The organism is Thalassotalea marina (assembly GCF_014656435.1).
In the GTDB taxonomy this organism is placed as follows: domain Bacteria; phylum Pseudomonadota; class Gammaproteobacteria; order Enterobacterales; family Alteromonadaceae; genus Thalassotalea_C; species Thalassotalea_C marina.
In genome coordinates, this window is the sequence record NZ_BNCK01000015.1 from 1 (window position 1) to 14,528 (window position 14,528).

Below are 14,528 nucleotides of genomic sequence, written 5' to 3' on the forward strand. Positions count from 1 at the left end.
TTTACTAATGGGCGTATAAATGCTTGGCTAAAATTAGCGACGAAGGAGCACAAGCCAAGCGTTTTGCGTCCTTTTGAGTAACTTGTTATGTGCCGTAAATACTTGATAAAAACGCGATAGATTTTTTACTTTTTTCTAACTTGGCAACTTCTAAAGCATTTAAACCATTAGCCCACCCAAGTTTACATGTAATATTCGGATTCGCACCAGCGTCTAGGAGTATTTTTAAAGACTCAATATCATTGTATCTAGCCGCCAATATAAATGCAGTTTGATCCGTATCATTTGGCCCATCAATATCTGCACCGTTGTCAATTAAAGCTTTAATTACTTCAGAGCTACAAGATCCAACAGCGAATTTTAATGCCGTCATTTCATCGCTTTTACGAATGTAATTTACGTCAGCTCCTTTTTCTATTAGCTTCAAAGCGATTTTTGAACCTTTAACTTTACCGCCACAACAAGCTGTCATGAGTGGAGTAAGGCCGAGCCCACAAGGCTTATTAAGATCTGCATTTATTGACAATAGATAATCTACACATTTGGTTAAGCCCAAATATGCTGCATAACTTAAAGGGGTGTTATTGAAATTTGGTTCTGAGAAATTAATGTCTACATTGCGATTCTTAAATAAATCTTTGGCTGTTTTTAAATCATTATTTGAAATTGCATTGAAAAATTCCTGACTCTCTGACATTTACACAAACTTCCTATGTTGAACTGAACTCAATTGGCACATAACGCCCCATTCAGGGGCTTTTAACTGTTGGCTAAAATAACGAACGCAGTGAGGAAAGCCAACTGTTAAAAGTCCCACACTGCAATGGCTTGTTATATGTTTATTTCTCTATAATTTCAGGCCAAATATTAAATATTACGAAGAAAATAGCTACGAAAATACCTATTATAATCCCACTGACTTTCCATATTCTTTCGTTTAGCAAAAAGGCACGAGCTAAAACATATCTTAATTTTAAAAACTCATCAGAAATTTGAGGATTAAATACGGTATTTTTACCAAAGTATGCCTTACTAAACCTAAAAATCAGTGGGTTATTATATCTATGAGGCCCAACAACTTCCTTTTTAAAAATTGCCCAATCTTTGGGGTAAAGAAACTTTAAGCCAAAAGTCGTGAAAAAGGACATGATAATTGACAACAAAGAAGTTGTCGTAACAACTATTGCAACTAACAAAAAAACAAATGCAAACAGATCAAAAGGCTTCAAGTTTAAATCTAATCTCCAAAAACATATAACAGCGTAATTAACAGGCTCAAGTCTCTCTATCAACAGACTTAAACCTTAAAACATTTTTATCGATAGTATCTTTGAACTTTAAGACTTTCAACGACTTATTTTTATTGAGTCTCGCTTTCTACGGGGAAAGGGAGATTTAGTCTCTATTTCTAGAAGAAAACGAGATCAAATAGTTAGTAATATACACATGCAGCTTGATGTGGTGGGTTAATTGAATATTTTGGCAAAAGACGTAGGCTTGTTATCGCTTTTTTGTCAGAAAAAAACAGGTATAAAAGCTAGTTTAAAATCTGGGAAACGTATGTATTTGAAGGTATTAAATAGCAGCCAATGAGCTATACATTAGCTGCTATTTTGGCATTAGCGTGTTGCTTGTACCGCTTTAGATAAAATTTCTAAGATTTCTTCACTAGTATCAAGGTTAACACATGCATCGGTGATGCTTTGTCCATAGGTAAGAGGTTCACCGGCAACAACTTTTTGGTTACCTTCAACCAAGAAGCTTTCAACCATAATACCTGAAATACCTTTTTGACCAGCAACTAACTGGTTAGCAATAGACTGTGCTACTTCAATTTGACGATTATGGTCTTTATAACTGTTGCCATGGCTACAGTCGATCATAATGCCCATATCAATGTTGTTATCCGCAAGTTTTGTCAGTGTTTGTTTAATATCATCTTGATGATAATTTGGCTCTTTACCGCCGCGCAAAATAACATGTGCGTGTGGGTTACCATGTGTTTGATAAATACACATTTGTCCACTTTTATCTGGCGAGTAAAGTACATGTGGCACACTTGACGCTTTAATTGCATCAACAGCGATTTGAATATTGCCGTCGGTACCGTTTTTAAAACCCACAGGGCAGGAAAGTGCTGATGCTAATTCACGATGCACTTGGCTTTCTGTAGTACGTGCGCCAATGGCACCCCATGAGATAAGATCAGAAATATATTGACCCGTCACCATATCTAAAAACTCAGTTCCAGCAGGTAGGCCTAATTCGTTAATATCCATTAACAAAGTTCGAGCTAGGTTTAAACCTTTTGCCACTTTGAACGATTTGTCTAAATCAGGATCGCTGATCAAGCCTTTCCAGCCTACCGTTGTTCTAGGCTTTTCAAAGTAAACTCGCATGACAATAAACAAATCATCTTTGTATTTATCATGTAATACTTTTAGTTTACGGCCGTATTCTTTGGCGGCTTCTGTGTCATGAATTGAACAAGGACCAATCACAACCAGTAGCCTGTCATCTTCGCCATTAATAATGGCTTCAATTTGCTTGCGGCTTTCGATAATAAAGTTTGCAGTGTTATCTGCTAATGGAATTTGCTCTGCTAATTCGGCGGGCGACACTAAATTCTCGATCAGCGTCGTTCTAAATTCGTCAGTTTTGATAGTCATATCAGATATTTTTTGGCCGGCTAACACATCCAATGCATCAGCCAAGAAAATTATCGCGCTAACATACCTAAATTTGGGCCATATGTGAATATTAAAGAACGAATAAAATAGTAGAATCAGTTCTTTGATGGCATTAGTAGTAGCAAAACTGGCAACTATTGTGTCCAGCAAAGCGGAGCTGGATAGCTCCGTCAATCATGTAACTGGCTTAAATAAAGTAATAGAACTGCTTTATAAAAAGAAACTATACAGCACTGTTAATACTTGTGACGTTGAAGGCCTGTCATCGAAAGAATTTTAGCGGTAATTTCTTCTACTGAAAACTTGGTCGTATTTAGGTACTTAATTTTTTCTTTTTTATACAGTTTCTCAACTTCTCGAATTTCCATTCTACATTGTCTTGCCGACGAATATTTACTGTTGGCCATTCTGCCATCACGAATATCCATAAGGCGTTGTGGGTCAATGGTTAAACCAAATAATTTGTGTTTATGAGGTTTTAAAAAGTCAGGCAAGCGCAAGTCATCCATGTCGTCATCAATAAATGGATAGTTAGCCGCTTTAATGCCGTATTGTAGTGCTAAATATAAGCTCGTTGGTGTTTTGCCAGAACGAGAAACGCCAATAAGAATAACGTCTGCTTGCTCATAGTTAGTGATGTTAGAGCCATCATCGTTGGCTAGTGAATAGTTTACTGCATCAATTCGGTTATCGTAGCTGTTTTCATGAATAGAGTGTGTTCTATGAGCTTTAGGCGTTGCAGCTACTTTGAGTTCTTTTTCTATTGGCGCGACAAAGTGTTCAAGAAAGTTGTAAATGACGCCATCACAGCTATCGATAATCTCTCTGATCTTTGGATTAACAAACGTATGAAACACTAGAGGGGGTTCACCGGTGCGTTTTGCAGCTTTATTTATTCTTTCTCTCGCCGCAATTGCTTGTTCTTCTGTTTCGACAAACGAAATGGTGTCGTGTTCGAATTCAACAGGGAACAGGGATAATAATGCATGACCAAATACCTCAGAGGTAATCGCAGTGCCATCTGATATATAAAAAGCTGTTCTCATTAGATTTCCTTTATTCAAACTAAAAATGTAATATGCTGTGAAAGTTTACATAAATACTTTTAGTTGTGAAGTGCTATGTGTAAAATGCGTTTTGAACTATAGATATAACTATACTATTTTTTTTAGTCCATTGTGGAGAGGCTGCCGTGCAAGAAAACGTACTTTGGTATCAAGAATTGGGAATGAATGATGTTGATCGAGTTGGTGGAAAGAATGCATCACTGGGTGAAATGATTTCAAATTTGGCGAATGTTGGCGTTCAAGTACCTGGTGGCTTTGCCACAACAGCATTTGCTTTTAATGAGTTTCTAGAGCAAAGTGGCTTAAACGACAAAATCTATCAAGTACTTGATAACTTAGATGTTAGTGATGTAAATGCACTTGCAGAATGTGGTAGTAAAATTCGTCAGTGGATTATAGACACACCATTTTTACCTGCGATGCAGCAAGACATTGAACAAGCATACGCAAAACTTGCGGGTGAATTCTCAAACGATGCTTCTTTTGCGGTTCGTTCTTCGGCAACCGCTGAAGATATGCCAGACGCTTCTTTTGCTGGTCAACAAGAAACTTTCTTAAACGTACGTGGATTAGACGCTGTAATGACAGCGATTAAACACGTATTTGCTTCTTTATTTAATGACAGAGCCATTTCTTACCGTGTACACCAAGGCTACGACCACCGTGGCGTTGCTTTATCTGCTGGTATTCAACGTATGGTGCGCAGTGACATCGCCTCAAGTGGTGTTATGTTCTCTATTGATACCGAATCAGGTTTTGAAGATGTAGTTTTTATTACTTCTAGCTATGGTTTAGGTGAAATGGTGGTACAAGGAGCAGTAAATCCAGACGAGTTTTACGTGCACAAACCAACGTTAGCCAATGGCAAACCAGCGGTTGTGCGCCGCAATATTGGTAGTAAAGCAATCAAAATGATTTACGCTGATACTCAAGAGCACGGTAAACAAGTTGAAATTGTTGATGTAGAAGAAACATTATCAAATCAATTTTCACTAACCGACAGTGAAATATTAGAATTGGCTAAACAAGCCGTTATTATTGAAAAACACTATAAGCGCCCAATGGATATTGAATGGGCAAAAGATGGTTTAGATGGCAAGTTATACATAGTTCAAGCGCGCCCTGAAACAGTTCGCAGCCGTGAAAGCGCTAATGTAATGGAACAATTCCAGCTACAATCATCTGGCAAAGTGGTTTGTGAAGGTCGCTCAATTGGCCATAAAATTGGCAGTGGTGAAGCGAAAGTACTTTCATCGCTAAGTGAAATGGACAAAATCCAACCAGGTGACGTGTTAGTAACAGACATGACTGACCCTGATTGGGAGCCAATTATGAAAAAGGCATCGGCCATTGTTACTAATCGCGGTGGTCGTACTTGTCACGCGGCAATTATTGCTCGTGAAATGGGTATTCCTGCGGTTGTTGGTTGTGGTGATGCGACAACTAAAATTAAAACGGGCGATGAAGTCACTGTTTCATGTGCTGAAGGTGACACTGGTTTTATTTATGAAGGTAAATTGGAATTCTCAGTTACCACATCAGAAGTGGATAAAATGCCAGAATTGCCACTAAAAATAATGATGAACGTTGGTAACCCAGATCGTGCTTTCGCTTTTGCACGTTTGCCTCACGCCGGTATCGGTTTAGCGCGTTTAGAATTTATCATCAACAAAATGATTGGTGTTCATCCTAAAGCATTGCTTAATTTTGACGCTCAATCAGAAGATCTAAAAGATGAAATTCGCGATTACATGGCGGGTTACAGCGATCCAGTAGAATTTTATATTGCCAAACTAACCGAAGGTATTTCTACACTTGCTGCAGCATATGCGCCTGAAAAAGTTATTGTGCGTATGTCTGATTTTAAATCAAATGAGTATGCTAACTTGGTTGGCGGCGAAGAGTTTGAGCCAGAAGAAGAAAACCCAATGATAGGTTATCGCGGCGCATCTCGTTATATATCAGAAGATTTCCGTGAGTGTTTTGCGCTTGAGTGCGAAGCGATTAAACGTGTTCGCAATGAAATGGGCTTAACCAATGTAGAAGTGATGATACCGTTTGTTCGCACATTAGAAGAAGCAGAAGCGGTGATTGACATTTTAGCGGAACATGGATTAAAACGTGGTGAAAATGGTTTACGCGTTATTATGATGTGTGAATTACCATCAAATGCATTGCTGGCTGATCAATTCCTAGATCACTTCGACGGTTTTTCAATTGGCTCGAATGACTTAACACAGCTAACACTTGGTTTAGATCGTGACTCAGGTTTGATTGCGCACTTGTTCGATGAGCGTAACCCGGCGATTAAAAAGCTATTAGAAATGGCGATTCAAGCTTGTAAAGCGCGTGGTAAATACGTTGGTATTTGTGGTCAAGGGCCATCTGATCACGCTGATTTTGCCGCTTGGTTAGTTGAGCAGGGCATTGATAGCGTATCGTTAAACCCAGATACCGTATTGCCAACTTGGTTATATCTAGCAGAGCAACACGGGTAATATAAAACCCAGTGAGATGAATTTAAAAAGCCTCGCAATACCAAGCGAGGCTTTTTTTTCGACTAATTGGCTTTGACACTTTATCTATTTGAATGCGTGCCACCAGTTAGTGGTTTTAGGCATTTTACTTAGTGTTAGTACTTGACCAATGATAGGTGTAGTTAAACTAATGCCCTTTGTAGTTGCAGCAGTTGTTACGCGTTCTAATGGTTCATACCAAGCATGGAAGGCCAGATCAAAGGAGCTATTATGAATTGGCATCATTATTTTACCTTTTAAATCTAGGTGTGCTTGGACACTTTGCTCTGGCGTCATATGAATCTCTGACCAGTTTTTATCATAAGCACCGGTTTCTATCATCGTTAGATCAAATGGACCATATTTTTCACCTATCTCAGCAAACCCTTTAAAATAGCCAGAATCACCGGAAAAATAAATCGAGTTATTGGCCGTTTTTATTACCCATGAGCCCCACAGCGTTTTATTGCCATCTGAAATGGCTCGGCCAGAAAAGTGTTGTGTCGGCGTAAAGGCGATTAAACCTTGGTTAACTTCAAGCTCTTGCCACCAATCAAACTCAATCACTTTGTTTTCATGGACTCCCCAGCGTATAAGATCCGATTTTACCCCTAATGGTACTAAGAATTGCTCTGTAATTTGGGCAACGTGCTTAATAGTGTTTTTATCTAAATGGTCATAATGATTGTGTGATATCAACACTTTATCAATGTGCTTAATGTCTTTTAACTCTATGGGTAGATCATGAAAACGCTTGGGACCAAAAAAGCTAACTGGAGAAGCTCTATCAGAAAAAACAGGGTCTAATAACCAAATTTCGCCATATATTTTTAACAATACTGATGAATGTACTAGTTTAATGACATGGATTTCATCATTTGAAAGTTCGTCGAGTTGGGTGTTTGTAAGTCTTTCAATTGGCAAGTTTTGACTGGGTATCGCATCAACTTTCTTTTCAGTGAGAAAACGAAATATAACTTCGAGATTTTTACTAAAGGACATTGGAGCTATAGTTTTCTCGTTACTAAATTTCATTCCTTTAGTTTGAGTATCTGGCATTTGAGTTGTAGCGGCAGCAAGTTGATTATCCACGATCAGTCCTCCGACAAACAGTAAAGTAATTAACACAAGTAGGGTTATTAATGTAGGTTTCACACTTTTCCCACTTTTCAAAAGTAAACAGGTGTGTGTAGTTTTTCATGAATTTTATAAAAAGTAAACATTGGTGTGTACATTTTTGTTGAGGGAATTAAAATAGACACACGAGGAGAGGGTATATGAAACTGTCAGAGAGAAAGCGCATTGCCATTGTTGATGCGGCTGAGCAACTATTTTGTCAAGAAGGTGTTGAGGCAACCAGTATGGTTGAAATTGCACTAAAGGCCGAAGTGTCAAAACGCACTTTATATAATCATTTTCCAAATAAAGACGATGTTTTTTATGCCGTGCTTGCCAACAAACAGGCGCAACTAACTGATGTAGAACATTTTGTTTTTGATAAAAACGTCTCAATAGAACAACAGTTAACGTTAATTGCAACAAATGAAGTAAAACTTTTGCGTTCTGAGCCATTTTTACGCATTGCTAAAATGGCGTTGATGCAACTGTTAAAACAACCGGAACTAGCGCAACAAATGAGTGCAGCAAAAGTAGGCTGTATGACGTTTTTAGAGCAGTTTTTACAAGACGCGGTAAATAACGACATTTTAGAAATTACCGATGTAGCATTTGCCGCCAAGCAGTTTATTTATCAATTAAAAGGTTTTGTGTTTTATCCACACTTATTTAATTTTGATAAGTTAAATGAGCAGCAAGAGCAAAACCTCATACAGCAAACGGTTAAGATGTTTGTTGCTAATTACAAAAAACATTAATTTTATGTTGTGAAATCGTTGTAAGTTGGGCTGCGCTTCGTTGGTGGTTAACTTAACACACCATTAATTTGTATTAGTGATATGCAATCGGCAGAAGAAATAAGTAAGCGGTGAGCAAGTTGAATGTTTTTTGCAAGGATTAAGCAAGGTAAACGCAATTAGTTTTGCAGAGTTTAGTGTTAAATTTAAAGGGCAAGACAGGGTTGTTTTGCACTCACATTAGTAATCCAATCTTTTTGGAAGGTGGCATTTCTGCCACCTCTTTTTTACAGACTTAAGCGTTAGCAATAATTTCGCGCGCCATTTCGTCAGCTACGATACCTGTAGGTTTGTTTTCAGCGTCAGCCTTAACAAACACTGTCATTAAAGTGTCGTAAATTTTTTCAACGATCTTAGTTGCTTCATCAGCACAGTATGGCTCAGGATAAATCTCAAGCGATACATTGATAATACCACCAGCGTTTATAACGTAATCTGGTGCGTACAAAATGCCCTTATCTTTTAAGATTTGGTCATGTTTGCTCGCCGCAAGCTGGTTGTTGGCACAACCGGCAATAATTGACGCTTTTAATTGGTCAATAGTGTTATCGTTAATTGAGGCACCTAGCGCACACGGAGAAAATACATCAACGTCTTGGCTGTAAATTTCGTCTAGCTCAACAACTTTTGCACCAAATGCTTCAGCTGCTTTGTTTAAGGTTTCGTGGTTGATATCTGTTACAACTAATTGTGCACCAGCGGCGTGTAGTTTTGCACATAAGTCATAACCAACACTGCCTAAGCCTTGCACGGCAACCTTAATGCCTGTTAAGTCATCTTTACCTAGTTTGAATTTTACCGCTGCTTTGATACCTAAAAACGTACCTAATGCAGTAAATGGAGCAGGGTTACCACTTTTACCGTCAAGGCCTGCAACATAATCCGTTACTTGGTTTACAACGGCCATATCAGCTGTTGTGATGTTAACGTCTTCAGCCGTATAGTAACGTCCGCCAATATTATTAACAGCACGACCAAAGGCTTCAAAAAGCTCGTTTGATTTTAATGCTTTTGGGTTACCAACAATAACGGCTTTACCACCACCAAGCTTTAAGCCTGCCATGGCATTTTTGTAGGTCATGCCTCTTGATAAACGAAGTACATCAGTCAGTGCTTCTTCATCATTTGCATAATCCCAAAATCTACAGCCTCCAGCTGCTGGGCCAAGTGCTGTGCTGTGCACTGCAATAATGGCTTTTAATCCTGTTTTTTCGTCACTACAAAAAACAACTTGCTCGTGGTTGTCAAAATCAACTAAATCGAAAAAGGCCACTTGAAATTCTCCGTGCGTTAAAAGGTTTCAATATGAAACAGGCGTTGTAATATTTCTTGGCGCGCACGATATCATTAGTTTGCTGTTATGACCAGTCAAACCAGTGGGATAAACAAGCAAACAAGTTAAATATTTATTTAGAAATGAGTAAAGTGTGTAAAGTTTAGTTTAATGATGAAAAAAGCGCTTAGTGGGTTTTGCAATAATCGGCATCTTCAACGTTTTCTAGTCGACATCCCATACGCTGCCTTGGCATACCAGCTTCCATAAAAACTGCTCCAGCACTACAAAAGTTAAAGCGGCGATAATATTCAACTGCTTCGAGTGGGCTATAGATAAACACTTCATCTAAATTAAGATCTTTTGCGATGGACAGTAAGCCTTGCATAACAATGTGGTCAACATGGTTTTTGCGGTGCGCCATTAACACCGCAATTCTTGAAATTTCACCTGTTGCTAAAATTCTACCTGTTGCAATTGGCTCTTGGCTTACATCATCACAAACTAATAAATGAAAAGCATGCCTGTCTTTAGCATCGAACTCGATTTTTTTAGGAATTCGCCATTCACAAACGAATACTTTTTCCCTTACATTTTTCAATAAGGGAGCCGCTTGCTCCCAAGAAACGCGCCCGACGCTGTACGACATGTTACTACTCTTCGATAAACCAATAGCCCTTGTTTAAAACATTAGTTAACAATTGGGTGTTTTTCAAACAATCTGTGAAACTTTTTGCTTCTTGTGTGGTCAAAGGCAAACTATCACACAATCGCTTAGCAAGAGCGAGTGTATCTTCATCGATAACAAATTCATCACCGTTGATATAAAGCATGTGTGCAGGCGACTGACTTATCAGGGTTTTAACGCCAGACACTTGTGATAAATGCACAGTATCCACATCAAGAATGTCTAATACTTGCTCTGTTGAAAATGGCTCCATTGGAATGAGTAACTCAAGCGCATGATGACTCTGCGTTAAGTATTTGCCAATAAACTCCTGAAACAGCCCGTCGTTATTAACTTGCTCTAACATAAAATTGCGCAAAGCAGTGGTGTCTTCTGTAGTCAGCACTCTACTATCAATAGCTCGTGTTCTCGTTGGATCGCCAAAACGCTGCTCACCAACATTATTGTCTATGAGTCGGTCAGCAAAGCCAGACCATAAATCTTGATTGCTGGGTGCTTGGAAGCCAATAGAAAAATTAAGCGAGTTTTCAATTGATACACCATTATGTGGGTGATTTGGCGGAATATAGAGTAGATCACCAGGTTCAGTGATTTCATCAATCAACGGCTCAAATGGTGAAACTTGCTTAAGATCAGGGTGCGGTAAAAGAGTTTCTAAACTTGCATCAGGTTTACCTACTTGCCAGCGGCGACGACCTTCACCTTGTAAAATAAACACATCGTATTGATCTAAATGTGCGCCAACGCCACCATCAGGAGTAGAAAAGCTAACCATCACATCATCTATACGCCAGCGAGGAATAAAGTTAATTAATGATATAAGATCGTTGGTTTCTCTTGACCAGTTATTTACTGCTTGAACAAGTAGTGTCCAGTTTGCCTCACCAAATGAAGAGTAATCGTCAAAAGGTCCATGCTGTACTTGCCAATTATTATTGCCATCATGGCTGATAATACGTGACTCAATTTCTTGCTCCATCGCTAAGCCAGCCAGTTCATTAGCGTCAATTGTACCTTGAAAATTTGGTACAGCTTGTTTTATCAATAACGGTTTTTTCTGCCAATATTCGGCTAAAAATTGCTCTGGCGTAATATCGCCCCAGTTAATATCCATGTTGGAATTCCTACTGCAAATAAAAAGGAACCCTAAGGTTCCTTTATTAAATCAAGATAAACGAAAGCTTAGTCTAGCTCTGCGATAAATGAAACAGCGCGGCCAATGTAGCTAGCTGGTGTCATTTCACGTAAGTGTGCTTTCGCTTCTTCTGGTAGCTCTAGGTTGTCGATGAATGTGCGCATAGCGTCACCGTCAACACGCTTACCACGTGTTAATTCTTTTAATTTCTCGTATGGCTTTTCAATACCATAACGACGCATAACTGTTTGTACAGGCTCAGCTAATACTTCCCAGTTTGAATCTAATTCAGCAAGTAAGCTGTCTTGGTTTACTTGTAGCTTGCTTAAACCTTTTAAAGTCGCTTGATATGAAATCAATGAATGAGCAAAACCAACACCTAGGTTACGTAAAACTGTTGAATCAGTTAAATCACGCTGCCAGCGAGAAACCGGTAGTTTTTGAGCTAAGTGAGCTAAAATAGCGTTAGCAAGACCTAAGTTACCTTCTGAGTTTTCAAAATCGATCGGGTTAACTTTGTGTGGCATTGTTGAAGAGCCAATTTCGCCAGCAATAGTTTTTTGCTTGAAGTGGCCTAATGCAATATAACCCCATACATCACGGTCAAAGTCGATTAAAATCGTGTTAAAACGTGCTACCGCGTCGAATAATTCTGCAATGTAATCGTGTGGTTCGATTTGAGTGGTAAATGCATTCCAAGTGATGCCTAAAGAAGTCACGAACTCTTCAGAGAACTGGTGCCAGTTTAATTCGGGGTATGCAGATAAGTGAGCGTTGTAGTTACCAACAGCGCCGTTAATTTTACCTAATAATTCTACTGCAGCAATTTGGTCACGTTGACGCTTAAGACGCACATAAACGTTAGCAAACTCTTTACCCATAGTGCTAGGTGAAGCAGGTTGACCATGTGTACGACACATCATCGGAATGGTTGCGTATTCGTTAGCTTGCTTTTTAATTTCAGCTAAAATTTTATCCATTTCTGGCAAAATTACTAACTCACGAGCTTCTTTAAGCATTAATGCGTGAGATAAGTTGTTGATGTCTTCAGAGGTACAAGCAAAGTGAATGAACTCAGAAACTGCATTTAATGCGTCGTTTTCTGCTACTTTTTCTTTAAGGAAGTACTCAACCGCTTTAACATCGTGGTTTGTTGTCGCTTCAATGGTTTTTACACGTTGTGCATCTTCTTCGCTAAAGTTAGCAACGATGGCATCTAAAAGAGCATTTTCCGCTTCACCAAACGCCGGAACTTCAGCGATTGCATCAGTAGCTGCTAGTTTTTGTAACCAACGTACTTCTACGGTAACACGGTATTTGATTAATCCAAATTCACTGAAAATAGGGCGCAAAGCTTTTGCTTTACTGCCATAACGGCCGTCGACCGGTGAAATTGCACTTAATGCTGAAAGTTCCATAATGTTTTCCTAAATCAATTTTTAAATCTGTTTAAGTAACTGTTCTGCACATTCAACTATTTTTGAACGTGAAAATAATATATTTCTGCGTTTACCACCAACTTGTCGCCACAAAACGGCTGAACGAATACCTGCGAGCAATAATGCACGTACTTTGTGTTGATTTTGTTGTTGACGAAGAATTTCTGGGTTTCCTGCTACCTGAATAGGTGTACCTAGCGGGCTGATAATGTCGCTGTATATACTCGCTAAACTTGAAATAATGGTATCGCTATTGAGCTCAAAATGCTCAAGTTGACGATGACATTGTTCGATTCTAGCGCCCAATTCAGCTAACTTTTTATTGTTTTTTGTAAGTCGTCGTTCCAGACTTAACAGGCTTACAACGTAGCGTGTTACTTCAGGGTCTTTCGCTTCGTTGTTATTGCCTAAATGTTTTATTAACGTTTGTAGCCCAGATCTTAAATGGCTTAACTCTCCACCATAAACGGCTAGAGTGTTTTCTGGTGAAGTGACTAAAATGCTGTTTAACAAGGTCTCTAAGTCATCAGTGTCGACTTGACCTTGACGCGCTAAACGTTGGACTAACTGTGCAGCTTGACAAACAGCTGCGAGGGTAACGGTTTGTTCTCTAAAATCTTGCATAAGTGTTTAATAATTTGGCGCGTTGGGTTAACGGATAAGCGTATTGATAATGCCGCCACCTAGACAAACATCATCTTGATAAAAAACCACCGACTGGCCTGGCGTTACAGAGCTTTGTGGCTCATCAAACATCACAGTATATTCACCAGTAAACGCATCGTTTTCGATAATCGGTGTTAACGTACAAGCGACATCTGCTTGGCGGTAACGGGTTTTCACTGTGCATTTTATTTCTGATGTTGGCTCAATACGACTCACTAGGTGAAGTTGATTGCCAACTAAACCACGAGAGAACAGGCGAGGGTGGTTGTGGCCTTGGCCAACGATTAATACATTTCGTGTTAAATCTTTATCAACCACGTACCAAGGCTCGTCACCGGCATTGGCCAAACCACCGATACGTAAACCTTTGCGCTGGCCCAGTGTGTGATACATTAAGCCATCATGTTCACCAACAACTACACCTTCAGCCGATTCAATTTTACCTGGCTGTGCTGGTAAATATTGCTGCAAAAAGTCTTTAAATTTACGCTCACCAATAAAACAGATGCCAGTGCTGTCTTTTTTATTGTGGGTAATAAGGTCGGCTTGCTCGGCGATAGCGCGTACTTCTGGCTTTTCAATATGGCCAACAGGGAACAAGGTTTGACCGACTTGCTGATGACTTAAAGTATATAAGAAGTAGCTTTGATCTTTGTTGTTGTCTAAGCCGCGTAACATATGCCATTGGCCGTCGCGAAATTCGCGTTGCACGTAATGTCCTGTGGCAATGTAATCAGCGCCTAAATCTTCACAAGCAAATTCTAAAAAGGCCTTAAACTTAATTTCTTTGTTACACATGATATCTGGGTTAGGCGTTCTACCTGCTTTGTATTCTTGTAAAAAGTACTCAAATACGTTGTCCCAGTATTCTGTCGCAAAATTGATGGTATGAAGTTTAATACCAAGTTTTTCACAGACCTTTTGTGCGTCTATTAAATCTTCGGCAGCAGCACAGTACTCGTCTGTGTCATCTTCTTCCCAGTTTTTCATGAACAGGCCTTCAACTTGGTAACCCTGTTGCTTTAATAAATAGGCTGAAACGGAAGAGTCTACACCACCAGACATGCCAACAATTACTTTGATGTCGGCAGGAGAGCGTTTGTCCGGCGTATTTTCAGTCAAATAGCTGTTTGTCATAGAA

13 protein-coding genes are annotated in these 14,528 nt (G+C 39.2%); 2 read left to right on the plus strand and 11 right to left on the minus strand.

Annotation, left to right across the window (positions count from 1 at the left end):
* Positions 1 to 85 precede the first annotated feature (85 nt).
* From IE199_RS20925 to ppsR, 4 genes are all read right to left on the minus strand, one after another.
* The gene (locus IE199_RS20925) at positions 86 to 697 is read right to left on the minus strand and encodes an ankyrin repeat domain-containing protein (RefSeq protein WP_189774717.1); all 612 of its coding nucleotides are present in this window, start codon (positions 695 to 697) and stop codon (positions 86 to 88) included.
* A 142-nt stretch (positions 698 to 839) separates the two neighbouring features.
* Positions 840 to 1,292 carry a hypothetical protein gene (locus tag IE199_RS20930; protein ID WP_189774719.1) on the minus strand — a complete coding sequence of 151 codons (453 nt, stop codon included), beginning with the start codon at positions 1,290 to 1,292 and terminating at the stop codon, positions 840 to 842.
* 327 nt (positions 1,293 to 1,619) lie between these two features.
* Complete coding sequence (locus tag IE199_RS20935; RefSeq protein ID WP_189774801.1) at positions 1,620 to 2,669, minus strand: 3-deoxy-7-phosphoheptulonate synthase; 1,050 nt, start codon at positions 2,667 to 2,669, stop codon at positions 1,620 to 1,622.
* A 257-nt stretch (positions 2,670 to 2,926) separates the two neighbouring features.
* Complete coding sequence (gene ppsR / locus IE199_RS20940; RefSeq protein WP_189774721.1) at positions 2,927 to 3,736, minus strand: posphoenolpyruvate synthetase regulatory kinase/phosphorylase PpsR; 810 nt, start codon at positions 3,734 to 3,736, stop codon at positions 2,927 to 2,929.
* A 146-nt stretch (positions 3,737 to 3,882) separates the two neighbouring features.
* On the opposite strand from ppsR, the gene ppsA reads away from it, so the two are divergent.
* Positions 3,883 to 6,255 (plus strand): phosphoenolpyruvate synthase, encoded by a 2,373-nt coding sequence (gene ppsA, locus IE199_RS20945; protein ID WP_189774723.1) that lies wholly within the window; start codon positions 3,883 to 3,885, stop codon positions 6,253 to 6,255.
* A gap of 84 nt (positions 6,256 to 6,339) precedes the next feature.
* Here the strand turns inward: ppsA and IE199_RS20950 are convergent, their stop codons facing one another.
* Positions 6,340 to 7,428 carry an MBL fold metallo-hydrolase gene (locus IE199_RS20950; protein ID WP_373304831.1) on the minus strand — a complete coding sequence of 363 codons (1,089 nt, stop codon included), beginning with the start codon at positions 7,426 to 7,428 and terminating at the stop codon, positions 6,340 to 6,342.
* A gap of 122 nt (positions 7,429 to 7,550) precedes the next feature.
* Here IE199_RS20950 and IE199_RS20955 point away from each other — a divergent pair, with 122 nt between their 5' ends.
* Positions 7,551 to 8,147, plus strand: coding sequence for a TetR/AcrR family transcriptional regulator (locus tag IE199_RS20955; protein WP_189774726.1), 597 nt, complete (start codon positions 7,551 to 7,553; stop codon positions 8,145 to 8,147).
* A 274-nt stretch (positions 8,148 to 8,421) separates the two neighbouring features.
* Here the strand turns inward: IE199_RS20955 and IE199_RS20960 are convergent, their stop codons facing one another.
* The 6 genes from IE199_RS20960 to mnmA form a co-directional block, all read right to left on the minus strand.
* Positions 8,422 to 9,459, minus strand: a complete 1,038-nt coding sequence (locus IE199_RS20960) for a Glu/Leu/Phe/Val family dehydrogenase (protein WP_189774728.1) — start codon at positions 9,457 to 9,459, stop codon at positions 8,422 to 8,424.
* 187 nt (positions 9,460 to 9,646) lie between these two features.
* Positions 9,647 to 10,108: a GNAT family N-acetyltransferase gene (locus tag IE199_RS20965; protein ID WP_189774730.1), complete on the minus strand. Its 462-nt coding sequence runs from the start codon at positions 10,106 to 10,108 to the stop codon at positions 9,647 to 9,649.
* A 4-nt stretch (positions 10,109 to 10,112) separates the two neighbouring features.
* Positions 10,113 to 11,261, minus strand: a complete 1,149-nt coding sequence (locus IE199_RS20970; RefSeq protein WP_189774732.1) for a cupin domain-containing protein — start codon at positions 11,259 to 11,261, stop codon at positions 10,113 to 10,115.
* Positions 11,262 to 11,329: 68 nt separating this feature from the next.
* Complete coding sequence (gene purB, locus IE199_RS20975; protein ID WP_189774735.1) at positions 11,330 to 12,700, minus strand: adenylosuccinate lyase; 1,371 nt, start codon at positions 12,698 to 12,700, stop codon at positions 11,330 to 11,332.
* 21 nt (positions 12,701 to 12,721) lie between these two features.
* Positions 12,722 to 13,345: a high frequency lysogenization protein HflD gene (gene hflD, locus IE199_RS20980; protein WP_189774737.1), complete on the minus strand. Its 624-nt coding sequence runs from the start codon at positions 13,343 to 13,345 to the stop codon at positions 12,722 to 12,724.
* A 27-nt stretch (positions 13,346 to 13,372) separates the two neighbouring features.
* A complete protein-coding gene (gene mnmA / locus IE199_RS20985) occupies positions 13,373 to 14,524 on the minus strand; it encodes a tRNA 2-thiouridine(34) synthase MnmA (RefSeq protein ID WP_189774739.1) in 1,152 nt (383 codons plus the stop codon).
* Between the last annotated feature and the right edge of the window lie 4 nt (positions 14,525 to 14,528).

Coding starts and splice junctions, on each gene's coding strand:
- IE199_RS20925 (WP_189774717.1), bottom strand. CDS start 697: ATGTCAGAGAGTCAGGAATTTTTCAATGCAATTTCAAATAATGATTTA.
- IE199_RS20935 (WP_189774801.1), bottom strand. CDS start 2,669: ATGACTATCAAAACTGACGAATTTAGAACGACGCTGATCGAGAATTTA.
- ppsR (WP_189774721.1), bottom strand. CDS start 3,736: ATGAGAACAGCTTTTTATATATCAGATGGCACTGCGATTACCTCTGAG.
- IE199_RS20955 (WP_189774726.1), top strand. CDS start 7,551: ATGAAACTGTCAGAGAGAAAGCGCATTGCCATTGTTGATGCGGCTGAG.
- IE199_RS20965 (WP_189774730.1), bottom strand. CDS start 10,108: ATGTCGTACAGCGTCGGGCGCGTTTCTTGGGAGCAAGCGGCTCCCTTA.
- IE199_RS20970 (WP_189774732.1), bottom strand. CDS start 11,261: ATGGATATTAACTGGGGCGATATTACGCCAGAGCAATTTTTAGCCGAA.
- purB (WP_189774735.1), bottom strand. CDS start 12,700: ATGGAACTTTCAGCATTAAGTGCAATTTCACCGGTCGACGGCCGTTAT.
- hflD (WP_189774737.1), bottom strand. CDS start 13,345: ATGCAAGATTTTAGAGAACAAACCGTTACCCTCGCAGCTGTTTGTCAA.
- mnmA (WP_189774739.1), bottom strand. CDS start 14,524: ATGACAAACAGCTATTTGACTGAAAATACGCCGGACAAACGCTCTCCT.